This is a genomic window from Actinomadura rudentiformis (assembly GCF_008923185.1).
GTDB lineage: Bacteria > Actinomycetota > Actinomycetes > Streptosporangiales > Streptosporangiaceae > Spirillospora > Spirillospora rudentiformis.
This window is the reverse complement of sequence record NZ_WBMT01000007.1, coordinates 177,135-192,552: the sequence shown is the minus strand read 5'-3', so window position 1 is coordinate 192,552 and position 15,418 is coordinate 177,135. Positions and strand designations below refer to the sequence as shown.

Genomic DNA, 15,418 nt, shown 5'->3' with positions numbered 1-15,418 from the left:
TCACGCAACTCCCTGCAGCGACTGGGCGTTCTGGCCTGCGCCGCCCACCTGGTCGGACGTGCGGGTCAGCCAGCCCTGCTTGTTCATGGTCATGAACGCGTACAGCTTGATGGGCAGCGAGATCATGATGATCACGAGTGCCGTCAGCGGCAGCAGCAGGACCTCCCCGGGGTGGCGCTTGAGGTGCGACCAGCCCCGGATGCCCCGGCCCAGGATGACCCAGCCGATCGCCAGCGCGATGCCCAGCGGGTGCAGGTTGTCCAGGATCCGGCTGAAGCCCAGGTAGGCCAGCGTGACGCCCATGGTGACCGGGGTGAGCAGGATCTGCAGCACGGTGACCTTGGTGACGAACGGCGTCTTCCACAGCCAGCCCTTCCACAGGGCCGTCAGGTAGCAGCGGTAGGAGTTGCGGCTCCACCGCACGCGCTGCTTGACGAAGGCGCTGAAGCTGTCGGGGAACATCGAGACCGCACGGGCGGACGACTGGTGCACGGTCTTGTAGCCCTGCGACAACGTGAGCCAGGTGAGGCGGCCGTCGTCACCGGCGATGCAGCGGCGGCCCATGAAGAACTCGTTCTCCAGGTTCTCCACGACCGGCAGGATCACCGAGCGGCGGTACGCGGAGGTGCGGCCGGACAGGCAGGCCACGCCGCCCTTGCTGCCCATGGCGGGCACGTAGTCGTAGTAACGCAGGTTGACCAGCCAGTCGGCGATCCTTCGCCAGATGCTGGTGGTGCGCTGGTAGACGTTCTGCTGCGTGCCGACGCCGCCGACCTGCGGGTCCTCGAACGGCATCTGGACCGCGTCCAGCAGGCCGGGCTGCCACCAGGTGTCGGAATCGGCGAACACGATGAGCTCGCTGCGCGCCGCGCGGATGCCCACGCCCAGCGCGGAACGTTTGCCGGAATGCTCGTAGACCAGCACCTCCAGCCGCGGATCGCTGACCTCCGCGAGCCGCCGCTGCACTTCAAGATCGCCGACATCGACGACCATGATGATCTCGGTCGGGTTCTGCGCGAGCCAGCTCTCCAGGCATTTCAGCTGGATATCCGGATCCTCGCGATAGGACGGCACGACCACCGAGACCGTGGTGCGGAAATTGTTGACGACCGGCTTGTCCATACGCGACAAGATCACTCTGTAGAGCCAGAGCGACCACACCAGCAGGCCTGCGAAGCCGAGCGGTATGAACCTGCGCCAATCGCCCCCGGCTGTGGCGTCCTGGATCGTCTCCCAGGCATCGTTCAGCCACCCCGTGACAGCCGACAACTGCGTCCCCTCTCCCCTTGGACGGCATCGGGGGAGGTGGCGCACACCCCTGCGCCCCAGCTGCCCCGAGCCAACCCCGTAAGAGTGGAGTGCCTCGTGGCGGTTCCACAATTGCCACATCTGGCCACTCCTGGAACGAAGCCCTAGTGCGTTGCCGATTTGTTGCTGATCGGCTTCCGTCATTAACGGAAAAGGACCCAGGGTGGGGTACTGGCAATCAGCTGGACCGTTCTCCGACACGCGGCCGAAACATTGGCGTGGTGGGGCGATGCGGTCTTTGGGCCTTGAAGTCGCGTCACGATGTGAGTGTCCGTTTATCGAGTGTTGCTCGAATCTCGTTCGAGAGTTACGTGAACATCACGTGTGAGTTGTGTCACGTTTTGCAGGTCGGCGAATCCCGGTGTGATCCAGAGCGGGTGAAATCGGGCGTTCGGGGTGGGTTGTCACCGGTTACCAGCGGGTAGCATGATGGGGAGTTACTGACCAGTACGTGCAGCGGGGTCCGCGCGGCGCCACAGGATCTGACGACCCTGGGGGCGGTGGGGCGTAGCCCTGGGGGTGAAGGAAGGGTTCGACTTATGGGGCACTACAAGAGCAACCTCCGGGACCTGGAGTTCAACCTCTTCGAGGTGTTCAACCGCCAGGACCTGCTCGGCAGCGGTCCCTACGCGGAGCTCGACGAGGACACCGTGCGGAGCATGCTCGACGAGGTCAACCGTCTCGCCGAGGGCCCGCTTGCCGACTCGTTCGAGGACGCCGACCGCAACCCGCCCACGTTCGACCCGGCGACCGGCGACGTGACGATGCCGGAGAGCTTCAAGAAGTCCTTCAAGGCCTGGATGGACGCCGAGTGGTACCGCGTCGACCTGTCGCCGGAGTTCGGCGGCATCGGCGCCCCCCGCAGCCTCACCTGGGCGATCGCGGAGCAGGTGCTGGGCGCCAACCCGGCCGTTTACATGTTCTCCTCGGGGCCCGGCTTCGCCCACATCCTGTGGAACATCGGGACCCCCGAGCAGAAGAAGTTCGCCGAGCTGGCGCTGGAGCGCCAGTGGGGCGCCACGATGGTGCTGACCGAGCCGGACGCCGGCTCCGACGTCGGCGCCGGTCGCGCCAAGGCCGTCCAGCAGCCCGACGGCACCTGGCACATCGAGGGCGTCAAGCGCTTCATCACCTCGGCCGAGCACGACATGTCCGAGAACATCTTCCACCTGGTGCTGGCCCGCCCCGAGGGCGCCGGTCCCGGCACCAAGGGCCTGTCGATGTTCCTGGTGCCCAAGTACCTGGTGGACGTCGAGACGGGTGAGCTGGGCGAGCGCAACGGCGCCTACGTCACCAACGTCGAGAAGAAGATGGGCCTCAAGGTCTCCACGACCTGCGAGCTCACCTTCGGCGAGAAGCACCCGGCCATCGGCTACCTCGTGGGCGACGTGCACGAGGGCATCAAGCAGATGTTCATGGTGATCGAGTACGCCCGGATGATGGTGGGCACCAAGGCCATCGCCACCCTCTCCACCGGTTACCTCAACGCGCTGGAGTACGCCAAGGAGCGGGTGCAGGGCGCCGACCTCACCCAGATGACCGACAAGACCGCGCCGCGAGTGACGATCACCCACCACCCGGACGTACGGCGCAGCCTGCTGACCCAGAAGGCCTACGCCGAGGGCATGCGGGCGCTGGTCCTGCTGACCGCCTCCTACCAGGACGCGGTGCAGATCGCCGAGCACGAGGGCCGCAAGGACGAGCTCGCCGAGAAGATCAACGATCTGCTGCTGCCGATCGTGAAGGGCTTCGGCTCCGAGCGGGCGTACGCGCTGCTGGGCGCCGAGTCGCTGCAGACCCTGGGCGGCTCGGGCTTCCTGCAGGAGTACCCGATCGAGCAGTACATCCGGGACTCCAAGATCGACACCCTGTACGAGGGGACCACGGCCATCCAGGGCATGGACCTGTTCTTCCGGAAGATCCTCCGGGACAACGGCGAGGCCCTCAAGCACCTGGCCGGTGAGATCCAGGCGTTCGCGGCGAGCGACGCCGGCAACGGCCGCCTGAAGAACGAGCGGGCGCTGCTGGGCAAGGCGCTGGAGGACGTGCAGGGCATCCTCAACCCGATGATCGGCTGGGCCCTCGGTTCCATGGAGAACCCGAAGGAGCTCTACAAGGTCGGCCTCAACAGCAGCCGCTTCCTGCTCGCCCTCGGCGACCTGGTCGTGGGCTGGCTGCTGCTGCGCCAGGCCGAGATCGCCCTCGGCAAGCTGTCCGGCGGCGACATCTCCGACACCGACAAGAACTTCTACACCGGCAAGGTGTCCGCCGCGCAGTTCTTCGCGCAGACCGTACTGCCGAAGATCGCCGCCGAGCGCGTCATCACCGAGAGCACCACACTCGACGTGATGGACCTGCCGGAAGAGGCGTTCTAGATCCGCACCCCCACACCCATCCGTCTCCCGCGGACTGGATGAGCCGGCCCCGTCACCCCTGTGGTGGCGGGGCCGCTCGCTTCCGGAACGGCTCGCTTCGGGATCCGCTCGCTCCGGAACGGCCCGCTTCGGATTGGCTCATTTGAGGGCGCGCTTCAATGGCGGGCGAGTGGTCATTAAGGTTGGGCGGTACCGTCGGCGCGCCCCCACCGGACGGAGAACTCGATGTCGGCCCGCAGGCTCTCTGCTCCCCTCGTTCTTCCGCTTGTCGGGCTGGTCCTCATGGCCGCGGGTTGTACGGATTCGGGGCCGCCGCAGAAGGTGGAGCCGCCGCAAGCCAGACCCGGGGTGGCCTCGTCCACCTCCACGCAGCCGCAGACCGGCACCGGCCTCGTCAAGGAAGGCTGGTTCGGCGGAGGCGACGCGCTGCACGCCAGAGTCGAGATCAGAGGGGTCGAACGGCAGGGCACCAAGTCCGTGCTGAGGCTCAGCGTCACCTCCCTGGACAGCGCCGCCAAGTCGATGGCGTTCCCCGTTCCGCTGATCGACCCGGTCGGCCGCAAGCTGTACCGCCCGGTCAGCCCGAACACGGCCGTCCAGTTCCAGCCGAACGTGGCCCGCGAGCTCATCTCCGAATACCCGGCGATCCCGCAGACCGTCACAAGGGTCACCGCCCTCACCCCGGGCACCGCGGGGGAGTACACCGGCGTCCCGGTCACCGGCGTCGCGTCGTCGCCCGCCTCGGGCGCCCAGCCGGACGAAGCCAACCCGGTCGACCTCTACGACATCACCGAGGGCGAGATCAGGGACGTCACGTCCAGCGGTTCGGACGTGACGGTCAACCTGCGCACCGACGTGCTCTTCGCGGTCGACTCGGCCAAGCTGTCCGACCGCGCCAAGGCGGTGCTCGACCAGGCGGCGCAGGAGATCAAGGCGAAGGCCGATTCGGCGAAGCAGCCGCTCACGATCACCGGCCACACCGACAGCAAGGGCGCCGACGACCACAACCTCAAACTCTCCCGCGAACGCGCCGAAGCCGTCGCCAAGGAGCTGAAGACCCGGCTCGGCGAGAGCTACCGGTACTCGACCCAGGGAAAGGGCGAGACGGCTCTGATCGCCAAGGAGGGCGACAAGGACGACGCGCAGGCCCGTGCGCGCAACCGCCGGGTGGAGATCTCCTACGTCGTCCGGCAGGAGACTCAGGGCACGACCTCGACCACGACGGCACCCGCAGGCAGCCGCGGCGGCACCGTGCAGCCCGCGACCTTCCGGGCGCAGGACGGCAAGACCGTGGCCAGCCGCTACGGGCGTTTCGGGGCGGAGAAACGGCGGCTGGACGTCAAGCCGTTCTACCGGGACGGTGCGTACATCGTCGCGGTGTTCGACCTGGTGAGCGAGGGGCCGGGAACGACGCCGGCGAACGCGGCCTACCCGCACAAGGACTACGCGGGCGGCGCGTTCACATCGTTCTCCATCGTCGGCCCTGACGGCAAGGACATCTATCGCGCGGTGCGCGTCGGCCAGCCGGCCGGTGAGGCCACCGTGTACGTGGACCCCGGCCGGGCCACGTACCGCACCGCGCAAAACCAGCCGAGCCGCGCGTTCGTCTACATCCCTGCCCCGCCCGGCAACCTCACCACCGTCGTCTTCGACGGCGGCCCCTTCGGCAAGGTCAACAACGTGCCCGTCCAGTAGTTCCTGCGGATGCGACGATCAAACCGGGTGTGATGTACGAGCCGAGCGGATAATTAAAGAGCACGACAACGGATCGTCTGGCGGAGGTCACATGGGTGTCGGCGTCAGTGTTTTCACGATCACGCTCGGGTTGATCCTCAAGTTCGCGATCCGCGCGGATGCGATGAAGGATCCGGTCGACATCCATGTGGTCGGGGTCATCCTGATCATCGTCGGCGGTGTCTCGTTCGCGTTGCAGCTGCTCATGATGGTGCGGATGCAGCAGCGCAGCGAGCACAATCGCGAGAGCAACCGAGACCGCCTCTACAACGGGGACAACCCGCCGCCGGTCTGATCGTCTCTGTGCCGGACGTTTACCGTGCCGGATGTCCGTTGTGTCGGGTGTTCACTGTGCCGGATGTCCGTTGTGCCGGACGCCCCCGGCCGTCCGCGCGCGACGGCCGAGGGTGCCCCCTGCCTGTGCCACCTGTCTGTGCCACCTGTCTGTGCCACCTGCCTTCATGACCGGGGCAGGCCTGGTCTTCAGGGTGGCAGGCGGTCAGGGCCGGCTCAGCGGCCGGTGGTGCCGGTCCACCAGAGCGGCTTGCGGCCCTTGTAGATCACGACGTTGCCGTCGTTCTGCACGGCCAGGAAGGCGCCGGGGTGGTGGCCGGGGTTGGCGGCCCAGAGCGGCTTACGGCCCTTGTAGGTCACCAGGTTGCCGTCCGACTGCATGATCGTGAACGCGCCGGGTTGGCGGCCCGGGTTGGTCGCCCAGAGCGGCTTGCGGCCCTTGTAGAGGACCAGGTTGCCGTCGGTCTGCTGGATGAACGTGTACTTGCGGTTGGGTGAGAGGACGGCCTGTCCGGGGTTGAGCCGCTGTGGCGACACGAGCGTGCCGATGTAAATGTTGCGCCACCAGATCGCCTTGCGACCCTTGTAGATCACAAGGTTGCCGTCGTTCTGCACGGCCAGGAAGGCGCCGGGGTGGTGGCCGGGGTTGGCGGCCCAGAGCGGCTTGCGGCCCTTGTAGACGACGAGATTGCCGTCCTTCTGCATGGCGGTGAAGGCGCCCTTGTGCCCGGCCGTGAGGGTGTTCCACAGGGCCTTGCGGCCCTTGTAGAGGACGAGGTTGCCGTCCTTCTGCTGGATCAGGCGGTACTTGCCGTTCCGGGACTTGCGGTACTGCCCGGGCTTGAGGATCTGGCCAGGCTTGAGCAGGTCCCCGACCGCGCGGGTCGCCTGAGCGGTGGGGGCGGCGGTCGTCTCGGCCTGGGCGGCGGCGGTGCCGACGACCAGAGGCGCGACGACGGCGCCCGTGGCCATGGCCACCGCGGCGAGGCGCAGTTTGTTCACGGATGTCTCCCTCGACTCACAAGACACAATGAAATCGTCCGTTCTGGACGTCACATCAGATGCAGGAACGATCAATCGGGTTCCCCTGCGGAATGTGACAAGGACCGCCCCGGTGGAGTCCGGGACGGTCCTTGGCGTGTCCTTGCCGGGGAGCGATCAGCTCCAGGCGAGCATGCGCATCGGGTCTTCGAGCATGTCGCCGATGTCGCGCAGCACCCGCGAGCCGAGCTCGCCGTCGATGATGCGGTGGTCGAACGACAGCGCGAGCGTGGAGACCTTGCGGATCGCCAGCTCACCCTCGTACACCCACGGCATGTCCCTGATCTGCCCGAACGCGAGGATGGCCGCCTCGCCCGGGGTGATGATCGGGGTGCCGGTGTCGATGCCGAAGACGCCGATGTTGGTGATCGTGAACGTGCCGCCGGAGAGGTCGGCCGGGGACGCCTTGCCCGCCCGTGCCGTCTCGATCAGCCCGTTCAGCGCCTTGGCGAGCTCGGGCAGCGACAGGTCCTGCGCCTCCTTGAGGTTGGGGACCAGGAGCCCGCGCGGGGTGGCGGCGGCGATGCCGAGGTTCACGTAGTTCTTGACCACGATCTCGGCGCCGGAGTCGCCCTCGGCCCAGGACGCGTTGGCGCCCGGGTTGCGGCGGAGGGCGGTGAGCACCGCCTTCGCGGCGAGCAGCAACGGCGAGACCTTGACCTCCGCGAACTCGGGAAGATCGCGGAGTCGCCGTACGGTCTCCATCGTGCGGGTCACGTCCACCTGCAGGAACTCGGTGACGTGCGGCGCGGTGAAGGCCGAGTTGACCATGGCCGTGGCGGTGCTCTTGCGCACGCCCTTGACCGGGATCCGCTCCTCGCGCACACCAGGGGCAGCCGGAGCCGTGGCCGCCGCCGGCGCCGGGGCGACCTGGGTGGGAGTGGCGGTGAGGGCGGCCTGGACGTCGTCGCGGGTGATGGAGCCGCGCGGTCCCGATCCGGTGAGGGTGGTCAGGTCGACCCCGAGGTCCTTGGCCATCTTGCGCACGGGCGGCTTGGCCAGGGTTCGCTTGTCCACAGGCTGTGGATGACTGGCCGGCTCCTCCCGTACGGGCTGGGGAGCGGGTTTCGGAGGTGCCACCGGAGCCGCAGAGGACGCGGCCGGAGTCGCACTGGCCGGGTCGTGGGAGGGCTTGCGCGGACGGCGCTTGGTGGCGCCGGGCTTGACCCCGTACCCCACCAGCACCGGTTGGCGTTTGGGTTCGTCCGGGGCGACCATCCCCGGCTCCTCGACCCGGGGCACCATGTCCTGCTGCAGGGCCGCGGGCTGGGCCGGGGGCTCGGACACGGGCGTCGCGACGGCCGAGGTCGGTGTGTCCTCACCCTCCGCGGCCACGTCCACCGAAATGATCGGCACGCCCACGTCCACCGTGTCGCCCTCGGTGACCATGAGCTCGGCCACCACGCCCTCGAACGGGCAGGGCAGCTCCACGATCGCCTTGGCGGTCTCGATCTCCACGATGGTCTGGTTGACCTCGACCTGGTCGCCGGGCTGCACGTGCCATTTGACGATCTCGGCCTCGGTCAGGCCCTCGCCCACGTCGGGCAGCTTGAACTGCTTACGGTCAGTCATCGGCGTCACCAGGCGAAGGTCCGGTCGACCGCGTCCAGGATGCGGTCGAGGTCGGGCAGGTAGTGGTCCTCGAGGCGGGACGGCGGGTAAGGGGTCGAGAACCCGCCGACCCGCAGCACCGGAGACTCCAGCCGGTAGAAGCACCGTTCGGTGATGCGCGCGGCCAGTTCGGCGCCGTAGCCCGAGAAGACCGGCGCCTCGTGCACGACCACGCAGCGGCCGGTCCGGTTGACCGACTCGGTGACGGTGTCGATGTCGAGCGGGTTGAGCGAACGCAGGTCGATGACCTCCAGCGAACGCCCCTCCTCGGCGGCGGCCGCGGCGGCCTCCAGGCAGGTCTTCACCGAAGGCCCGTACGCGAGCACGGTCACGTGCTCACCCGGGTTGACCACGTGCGCGTCGTGCAGCGGGCGCCAGTCGGCGGGGGCGGCCTCGACGTCCACGGGGGCCTTGTCCCAGTAGCGTCGCTTGGGCTCGAAGAAGATCACCGGGTCCGGGGAGGCGATCGACTGCTGGATCATCGTGTACGCGTCGGCGGAGTTGGAGCACGCCACCACGCGCAGCCCGGCGGTGTGGGTGAAGTAGTTCTCCGGCGACTCGGAGTGGTGCTCGACCGCGCCGATGCCGCCGCCGCACGGGATGCGGATCACGACGGGCAGCTGCAGGGCGCCCAGCGACCGCATGTGCATCTTGGCGAGCTGGGTGATGATCTGGTCGGCGGCCGGGAACACGAAGCCGTCGAACTGGATCTCCACGACCGGCCGGTAGCCGCGCAGGGCGAGGCCGATCGCGGTGCCGACGATGCCCGACTCGGCCAGCGGGGTGTCGATGACCCGCTCCTCGCCGAAGTCCTTCTGCAGCCCGTCCGTCACCCGGAACACGCCGCCGAGCTTGCCCACGTCCTCGCCCATGACGAGGACCTTGGGGTCGTTCTCCATGGCCTTGCGCATGCCCTCGTTGAGGGCCTTGGCCAGAGGCAGGTTGCCCGCAGGCTGCGCCTGCGCCGTCGACCGCGTCACGAAGCTGCTCCTTCCGAAACCACGGGCCCCTCAAAGGACGCCAGGTAGGCGGCGAACTGCTCTTGTTCCTCGGTCATCAGCGGGTGCTTGTCGGCGTAGACGTTCTCGAACATGGCCAGCGGCTGCGGGTCGGGCAGCGCCAGGCACGCCTTGCGCAGCTCGGTGGCGAACTTCTTGGCCTCGGCGTCGAGGTCGTCGAAGAACGCGGTGTCGGCCATTTCGTTGCGGACCAGGTACGCCTTGACGCGCTCGATCGGGTCCTTGAGCTTCCACGCCTCTTCCTCGGCCTTGAGCCGGTAGCGCGTGGGGTCGTCGGTCGTGGTGTGGGCGCCCATCCGGTAGGTGTAGGCCTCGACGAGCGTCGGGCCCTGTCCCGTACGGGCGGCCTCCAACGCCTTGCGGGTCACCGCCAGGCAGGCGAACACGTCGTTGCCGTCCACCCGGAGCCCGGGGAATCCGTAGCCCTGCGCGCGCTTGTAGAGCGGGATCCGGGACTGCTTCTCCAGGGGCTCGGAGATGGCCCACTGGTTGTTCTGGCAGAAGAACACCACCGGGGCGTTGAACACCGAGGCGAAGACGAACGACTCGTTCACGTCGCCCTGGGAGGTCGCGCCGTCGCCGAAGTAGGCGATGGTGGCGCCGGCCTTGTCGGTGCCGAGCACACCGTCGCGCTGGATGCCCATCGCGTAGCCGGTGGCGTGGAGCGTCTGGCTGCCGATCACGATCGTGTAGAGGTGGAAACCGTGCTCGGCCGGGTCCCAGCCGCCGTGGTTCACGCCGCGGAACAGGCCGAGGAGGTTGAGGGGCTCGACCTCGCGGCACCAGGCGACGCCGTGCTCGCGGTAGGTCGGGAAGACCATGTCGTTGGCCGTGAGGGCCCGCCCGGAGCCGATCTGGGCGGCCTCCTGGCCCAGCAGCGACGCCCAGATTCCGAGCTCTCCCTGGCGGGTGAGCGCGACCGCCTCCAGGTCGATGCGACGGGTGATCACCAGGTCGCGGTACAGGCCGCGGATCTCGTCGGGGGTGAGGTCAAGGGGGTAGTCCGGGTGCTCGACCCGCTCGCCCTCGGGGGTGAGCAGCTGGATGAGCTCGGTCCCGTCTCTGTCCGGCTGGGCGAGCTCGGGGGTGTCGGGCGCGCCGCGCACGGAGTCAATCGTCATCGATGACACTCCTCGTTCGGGGCCGGCTCGCGGGATCGCCGCGGTCCGACCGGCGTCAGTGACATCGGCCCCCAGGTAAAGGGACGAATGCCGCTAATGCCATCGTGGCAGACATCACACCCAGGGACGCAAGTCCCCGATTACGGCTGTCCTACCCAGCCGATGGCGCGACCCACCGGATTGCGCGTGTGGCATGGGCCGCAGGGGCCTCCCAGCGTGGCCAGTCAGCTTGTCGCGAACGCACACCGTCACTCGCGGGCCGACCGTTAGCGGGCCGACCGTTCGCGGGCCGGGCACTCGCGGACCGGTCACTCGCGGGACAGGGCCCGGGTGGCGCCGGCGGCGACGGTCAGGCCGAGGATGAAGCCCGAGATCACCAGGAAGTTGGCGATCCACTGGTAGACACCGTCGGGTGAGAACACCCGTTCCTGGCCAAGGTCGCCGATCGGCAACATCAGGTCGAGGGTGTAGAAGAACGGGTTGAAGTGCGGAGTGTCGTCGGCGTTGAGAATCGCCGGCTGGTGCAGGGAGAAGACGATCGTGCCGAACGCGAGCAGCCCGACCAGCCAGCTCGCGGCGCGGAACGGCCGGTAGCCGTAGCCGACCAGCACATCCTGGCCCCAGCCGACGATCTTGCGGGGCAGGCCCTGCGTCTTGCGGCGGTCACGCGCCTTGGCCAGCAGGACCGAGCGGCCGTCGGCGTCCAGGCCGAGCGTCCGGTAGGCCTGGGCGAGCCGTTCGTACGGCTGGGGTGCGTAACCGTCGGTGTCGCGGCGCAGCCAGTCGAGCCGTTCGCGGGCGGTCATCGGCGGGTCGAGCGTCTCGTACTGCAGGCCGTCCAGCTGGAGGCGGGCGGCCCAGGTCGTCTTGTCGTCGCGGAGCAGGCCGATCTTGGCGAACGACATGTCCGCGGTGCCCTCGATCGGCTCCGCCGGGGTGAGGAGGACCTCCTCGGCCTGCAGCCGCTGGAGGCTCAGGGCCGTTCCGGAGGGGTTCTTGAGTTTCGCGCCGCGCAGGCTGAGCTGGCCGTTGACGTGGGCTCCGGCGAAGCTCACCGTGCCGTCGGCGGAGAACTTGTCGGAGCAGTAGACGTCGGTCTCCACCGAGAGATCATCGGCGTTGAGCGCGGTCCGTTCCGGATGCGAGAGTTCGGCGCCGACGAACGACAGGTAACCGCCGACGCGGGCGCCGCGCAGGCGGATCTCGCCCTGCGCGGAGAAGCCCCCGTCGCAGAACACGTTGGCCGCGACGTCGAGCCGGCTCGCGTACAGGGCGGCCCCGGAGGGGTTGTGCAGCCGGGCCTGCCGGAAGATCAGCTGGCCCCCGACATGGGCACCGGGGAGGCGCACCTCGCCGTTCGCCATGAAGTCCCGGTCGCAGTAGACGTTCGCGTCGACGGTGAGCCGGTCGGCCAGCAGCGCGTCTCCACCCGGGTTGATCAGGTGGACACCCGACATGTTGAGGATGCCGGTGATGTGCGCCCCGTCCAGCCACAGCCCGTTGGAGACGCGGCTGCCCTCCAGCCACAGGTGGCCGTCGATCCGCGTACCGGAGGCGACCAGTCCGGGCAGGCGGCAGCGCATCATGTGGACGCTGCTCATGTTCGCCCAGTAGAGGTGCGGGGGCTCGTCGAACGAGCAGCCGGTCAGGGCCAGCGGAACGGTCACCTCGGCGTGTCCCAGGTTGAGCGCCCCGAGGATCCGCGCACCCGTCAGCCGTACGGCCGCGACCTGGCCGGGCTCCGGGTCGATGGCTCCGGCCAGGAGCGCGACCAGCACCTCGGCGCGTACCAGCCGTTCCTGCCCCCAGTGCTCGGAGAAGGCGGGATCGTTCTGCGCCGGATCGGGGCTGGACAGATCGACGGACTCGCCGCGCGGGAACGCCTCCCAGAGACGGCGCTCCTGCGGTGACAGCTCCTCGATGTTCATCGGGACGGCTCCGTTGAGAAGGCGGGTGGGACTGGGATCTGGGTGCGGCAACGAGGGTATGGCCAACCAGCCAGGGCGATGGGCCGCAACAGGTAATGGTGCCGTACGCTTCAGCCGTACGGAAAAGAGCAGATCAGTGAGGGGGCGGTCGTGGCGCGTGTCGTCGTCGACGTCATGCTCAAGCCGGAAATCCTCGATCCGCAGGGCCAGGCGATCGCCAGGAAGCTCCCGCAGATGGGGTTCGACGGGGTCGTGGGCGTCCGGCAGGGCAAGCGGTTCGAGCTCGAGCTCGACGGGCCCGCGGACGAGGCCGCACTCGAGCAGGCGAACAAGATCGCTGAAACTCTGCTGGCCAATCCGGTCATCGAGAGTTACGAAGTCCGCGTTCTCTGAGGCCGGCGTTCACAGAGTCGGGTAGAGGCGTTACCGCCTGTGCACGCGACAGGAGTCAATCGGCGAATGACCGCGAAATTGGCGAAGCGGCAAGAGTGTGATGATTGACACAGTTGGCGCGGTCCAAAGGTCTAGACCTTAAGCGGAAACGCGCAATCCCGGCGCCCGCCTGCGTGGACATCCAGGGTTCATGAGAAAGACCCGCCAGTGTAACGATTACGGAAGTAATCGCCGGGGAAGTCTTAGCTGCGTCGAGTCGTCCATAGCGACCCGCACACGGGGTCGGCCAGGGGAGCCTGGAAATGACACGAGGTGGCCGGTGGACATGAAGTTCTCCCTCGCGCTACCCCGCGAGGCACTCAGCATCCCGGTGATTCGCCGCGTCCTCGGCGACGCGCTGCGCGGACTCGGCGTTTCCGACGACTGTGTCGCGGATATCCTCGTCGCCACTTCCGAGGCGTGCACGAATGTGATCCAGCACGCGCGCTCCAGCGGCAATTACGAAGTGATCGGCTGCGTCGACGACGACGCCTGCGTCCTGAAGATCATGGATTGGGGCCGGGGGCTCCGAAAGGCCGACTCCGACGAGGATCGCGGGATATTGAGCGAATCCGGACGCGGGATTAAGATCATGCGGGCGCTGGTCGACGACCTCAACATCGAGTCCGTTCCGGACGCGGGCACGGTCGTTCACCTGCAGAAGCGCCTGACCTGGCGCGATGAAGCGCTGATCCGCCGCCTCGAGCACCAGCTCATGCACAGCGCCGGGTAGATTGGTACGCGCGCGGGGGGATCCAGGCGCGCATCGCGAGGCGGGGCGGCACCCCGCCAGGGGGCTGGAACCGGCGGGCAACGCCGTCTGTCCCGGCCGCCCTCTTTTCGGAGGAACAGAAGAGATGGACGCTGCCCGGGTTGGGGTCATCACCTTCCCTGGTTCGCTTGACGACCGGGACGCCGCACGCGCCGTACGACTCGCCGGCGCGGAGCCGGTGGCGCTGTGGCACGCCGACCACGACCTGCAAGGCGTGGACGCCGTCGTCCTGCCCGGCGGGTTCTCCTATGGGGACTACCTGCGGGCGGGGGCGATCTCGCGGTTCGCGCCGATCATGACCGAGCTGGTGGCCGCCGCGGGCGACGGCCTGCCCGTGCTGGGCATCTGCAACGGCTTCCAGGTGCTGTGCGAGTCGCATCTGCTGCCGGGGGCCCTGCTGCCCAACGCCGGCCTGCACTTCGTCTGCCGCGACCAGCGGCTCCGGGTGGAGAACGCGGAGACCTCCTGGACCTCCGAATACCGCGAGGGCCAAGAGCTCGTCATCCCCGTCAAGAACCGTGACGGCCGCTTCACGGCCGACCCCTCCACCATCAACGAGCTGGAGGAGAGCGGCCGCATCGTGGCCCGCTATCTCGACGTCAACCCCAACGGCTCAATCAACGACATCGCCGGCATCCGCAACGAGGCAGGCAACGTCGTCGGCCTCATGCCCCACCCCGAGCATGCCGTGGAGTCCCTGACCGGCCCGTCCACCGACGGGCTCGGCTTCTTCACCTCGATCGTCAAGAAACTGGTCGACGCATGAGCGAGCCGCGCAACGGAAAGCAGAGCATGAGCGAGCAGCCGCCCGGCTCCCCGGAGGGACGGGACGAGCCCAGCCTCGAGTGGCTCGCCGACCTCAAGTCGGACGCCGACGACCCGGAGTTGCAGCCCGTCGACCCCTCCGTCACCCAAGCCTTCGAGGCCCTCGCCGAGGAGGCCGAAGCGGAGGCCGCGACCGGCACCGGCCCGATCCCCGCCGTACCCGCCGGAGGGATCCCGATCCCGCCGGCCGGACCGACGGTGGAGCTCACCGCCGAGGCCGCCGCAGCCTTCTCCCAAGCCAGGGCCGAGACGCCCCCCGCACAGGAGTCGGGCGAACCCGTCCAGGCGCAGGCCCCGGCTGAGCCAAAGGCCCCCAACGAGGCGCTAGCCGCGCTGACCGGCCTGGCCAACGCCCAGCCCCCCAACTCCGCCACCCCCCAAGGCGACAACCCCTCACAATCCACCTCAGCCGCGCCAGGCGACCCGGCCTCGCAGCCCAGCGCGGCCCAGCAGTCCGGCGCAGGCTCGCAGCCCGAAGTGGGCTGGCAGGCCGACGCGGCCTCGCAGAGCGGCGCAGCTTCGCAGGCTGGCGCGGCTTCGCAGGGCGGCGCGGGCTCGCAAGGCGACGCAGCTTCGCACGCTGGCGCAGGCTGGCAGGCCGACACGGCCTCGCAGAGCGGCACGGCTCCGCATGGCGGCGCGGCATCCCAGAGCGGCGCGGCTTCGCAAGGCGGAGTGGGCTGGCAGGCCGACGCCGCCTCTCAGCCCAGCGCGGCATCACAGGGCGGCGCGGCTTCGCAAGGCGACGCGGGTTGGCAGGGCGACGCGGCCTCGCAGGCTGATGCAGCCTCGCAGAGCGGCGCGGCCTCGCAGGCTGGCGCGGGTTCCCAAGGCGACGCGGCTTCGCAAGGCGACGCGGGTTGGCAGAGCGGCGCAGCTTCGCAGGCTGGCGCGGCTTCGCAGGCTGATCCAGCCTCGCAGGCGGGCGCGGGATCCCAGGGCGGCGCGGCTTCGCAAG

At 68.6% G+C, this 15,418-nt stretch carries 12 protein-coding genes; 6 read left to right on the top strand and 6 right to left on the bottom strand.

The genetic code is table 11. The annotated features are described in order from the left end of the window. The gene (locus F8566_RS16555; protein WP_225993248.1) at positions 1-1,269 is read right to left on the bottom strand and encodes a glycosyltransferase family 2 protein; all 1,269 of its coding nucleotides are present in this window, start codon (positions 1,267-1,269) and stop codon (positions 1-3) included. Positions 1,270-1,847: 578 nt separating this feature from the next. On the opposite strand from F8566_RS16555, the gene F8566_RS16550 reads away from it, so the two are divergent. The 3 genes from F8566_RS16550 (at position 1,848) to F8566_RS16540 (ending at position 5,712) form a co-directional block, all read left to right on the top strand. Continuing rightward, on the top strand, positions 1,848-3,683 hold the full coding sequence (locus F8566_RS16550; RefSeq protein ID WP_151561124.1) for an acyl-CoA dehydrogenase: 1,836 nt from the start codon (positions 1,848-1,850) through the stop codon (positions 3,681-3,683). Positions 3,684-3,908: 225 nt separating this feature from the next. Then, on the top strand, positions 3,909-5,378 hold the full coding sequence (locus F8566_RS16545; protein ID WP_151561123.1) for an OmpA family protein: 1,470 nt from the start codon (positions 3,909-3,911) through the stop codon (positions 5,376-5,378). A gap of 91 nt (positions 5,379-5,469) precedes the next feature. Beyond that, positions 5,470-5,712 (top strand): DUF6458 family protein, encoded by a 243-nt coding sequence (locus tag F8566_RS16540; RefSeq protein ID WP_151561122.1) that lies wholly within the window; start codon positions 5,470-5,472, stop codon positions 5,710-5,712. Between the two features lie 215 nt (positions 5,713-5,927). On the opposite strand, the gene F8566_RS16535 is transcribed toward F8566_RS16540, so the two are convergent. The 5 genes from F8566_RS16535 to F8566_RS16515 all read right to left on the bottom strand — a co-directional run bounded on the left by F8566_RS16535 (position 5,928) and on the right by F8566_RS16515 (position 12,431). Next, complete coding sequence (locus F8566_RS16535; RefSeq protein WP_151561121.1) at positions 5,928-6,713, bottom strand: hypothetical protein; 786 nt, start codon at positions 6,711-6,713, stop codon at positions 5,928-5,930. Between the two features lie 156 nt (positions 6,714-6,869). Beyond that, positions 6,870-8,324 (bottom strand): dihydrolipoamide acetyltransferase family protein, encoded by a 1,455-nt coding sequence (locus tag F8566_RS16530; RefSeq protein ID WP_151561120.1) that lies wholly within the window; start codon positions 8,322-8,324, stop codon positions 6,870-6,872. A 5-nt stretch (positions 8,325-8,329) separates the two neighbouring features. Then, the gene (locus F8566_RS16525; protein WP_225993247.1) at positions 8,330-9,343 is read right to left on the bottom strand and encodes an alpha-ketoacid dehydrogenase subunit beta; all 1,014 of its coding nucleotides are present in this window, start codon (positions 9,341-9,343) and stop codon (positions 8,330-8,332) included. Next, positions 9,340-10,503 carry a pyruvate dehydrogenase (acetyl-transferring) E1 component subunit alpha gene (pdhA, locus tag F8566_RS16520; RefSeq protein ID WP_151561119.1) on the bottom strand — a complete coding sequence of 388 codons (1,164 nt, stop codon included), beginning with the start codon at positions 10,501-10,503 and terminating at the stop codon, positions 9,340-9,342. Before pdhA ends, F8566_RS16525 begins: the two co-directional genes overlap by 4 nt. A gap of 308 nt (positions 10,504-10,811) precedes the next feature. Then, positions 10,812-12,431, bottom strand: a complete 1,620-nt coding sequence (locus tag F8566_RS16515) for an AsmA family protein (protein ID WP_151561118.1) — start codon at positions 12,429-12,431, stop codon at positions 10,812-10,814. A 150-nt stretch (positions 12,432-12,581) separates the two neighbouring features. On the opposite strand from F8566_RS16515, the gene purS reads away from it, so the two are divergent. From purS to purQ, 3 genes are all read left to right on the top strand, one after another. Further along, positions 12,582-12,824: a phosphoribosylformylglycinamidine synthase subunit PurS gene (gene purS / locus F8566_RS16510; protein ID WP_151561117.1), complete on the top strand. Its 243-nt coding sequence runs from the start codon at positions 12,582-12,584 to the stop codon at positions 12,822-12,824. A gap of 325 nt (positions 12,825-13,149) precedes the next feature. Continuing rightward, positions 13,150-13,596, top strand: a complete 447-nt coding sequence (locus F8566_RS16505; RefSeq protein ID WP_151561116.1) for an ATP-binding protein — start codon at positions 13,150-13,152, stop codon at positions 13,594-13,596. 124 nt (positions 13,597-13,720) lie between these two features. Then, a complete protein-coding gene (gene purQ / locus F8566_RS16500; RefSeq protein ID WP_151561115.1) occupies positions 13,721-14,401 on the top strand; it encodes a phosphoribosylformylglycinamidine synthase subunit PurQ in 681 nt (226 codons plus the stop codon). The last annotated feature ends 1,017 nt before the right edge of the window (positions 14,402-15,418 follow it).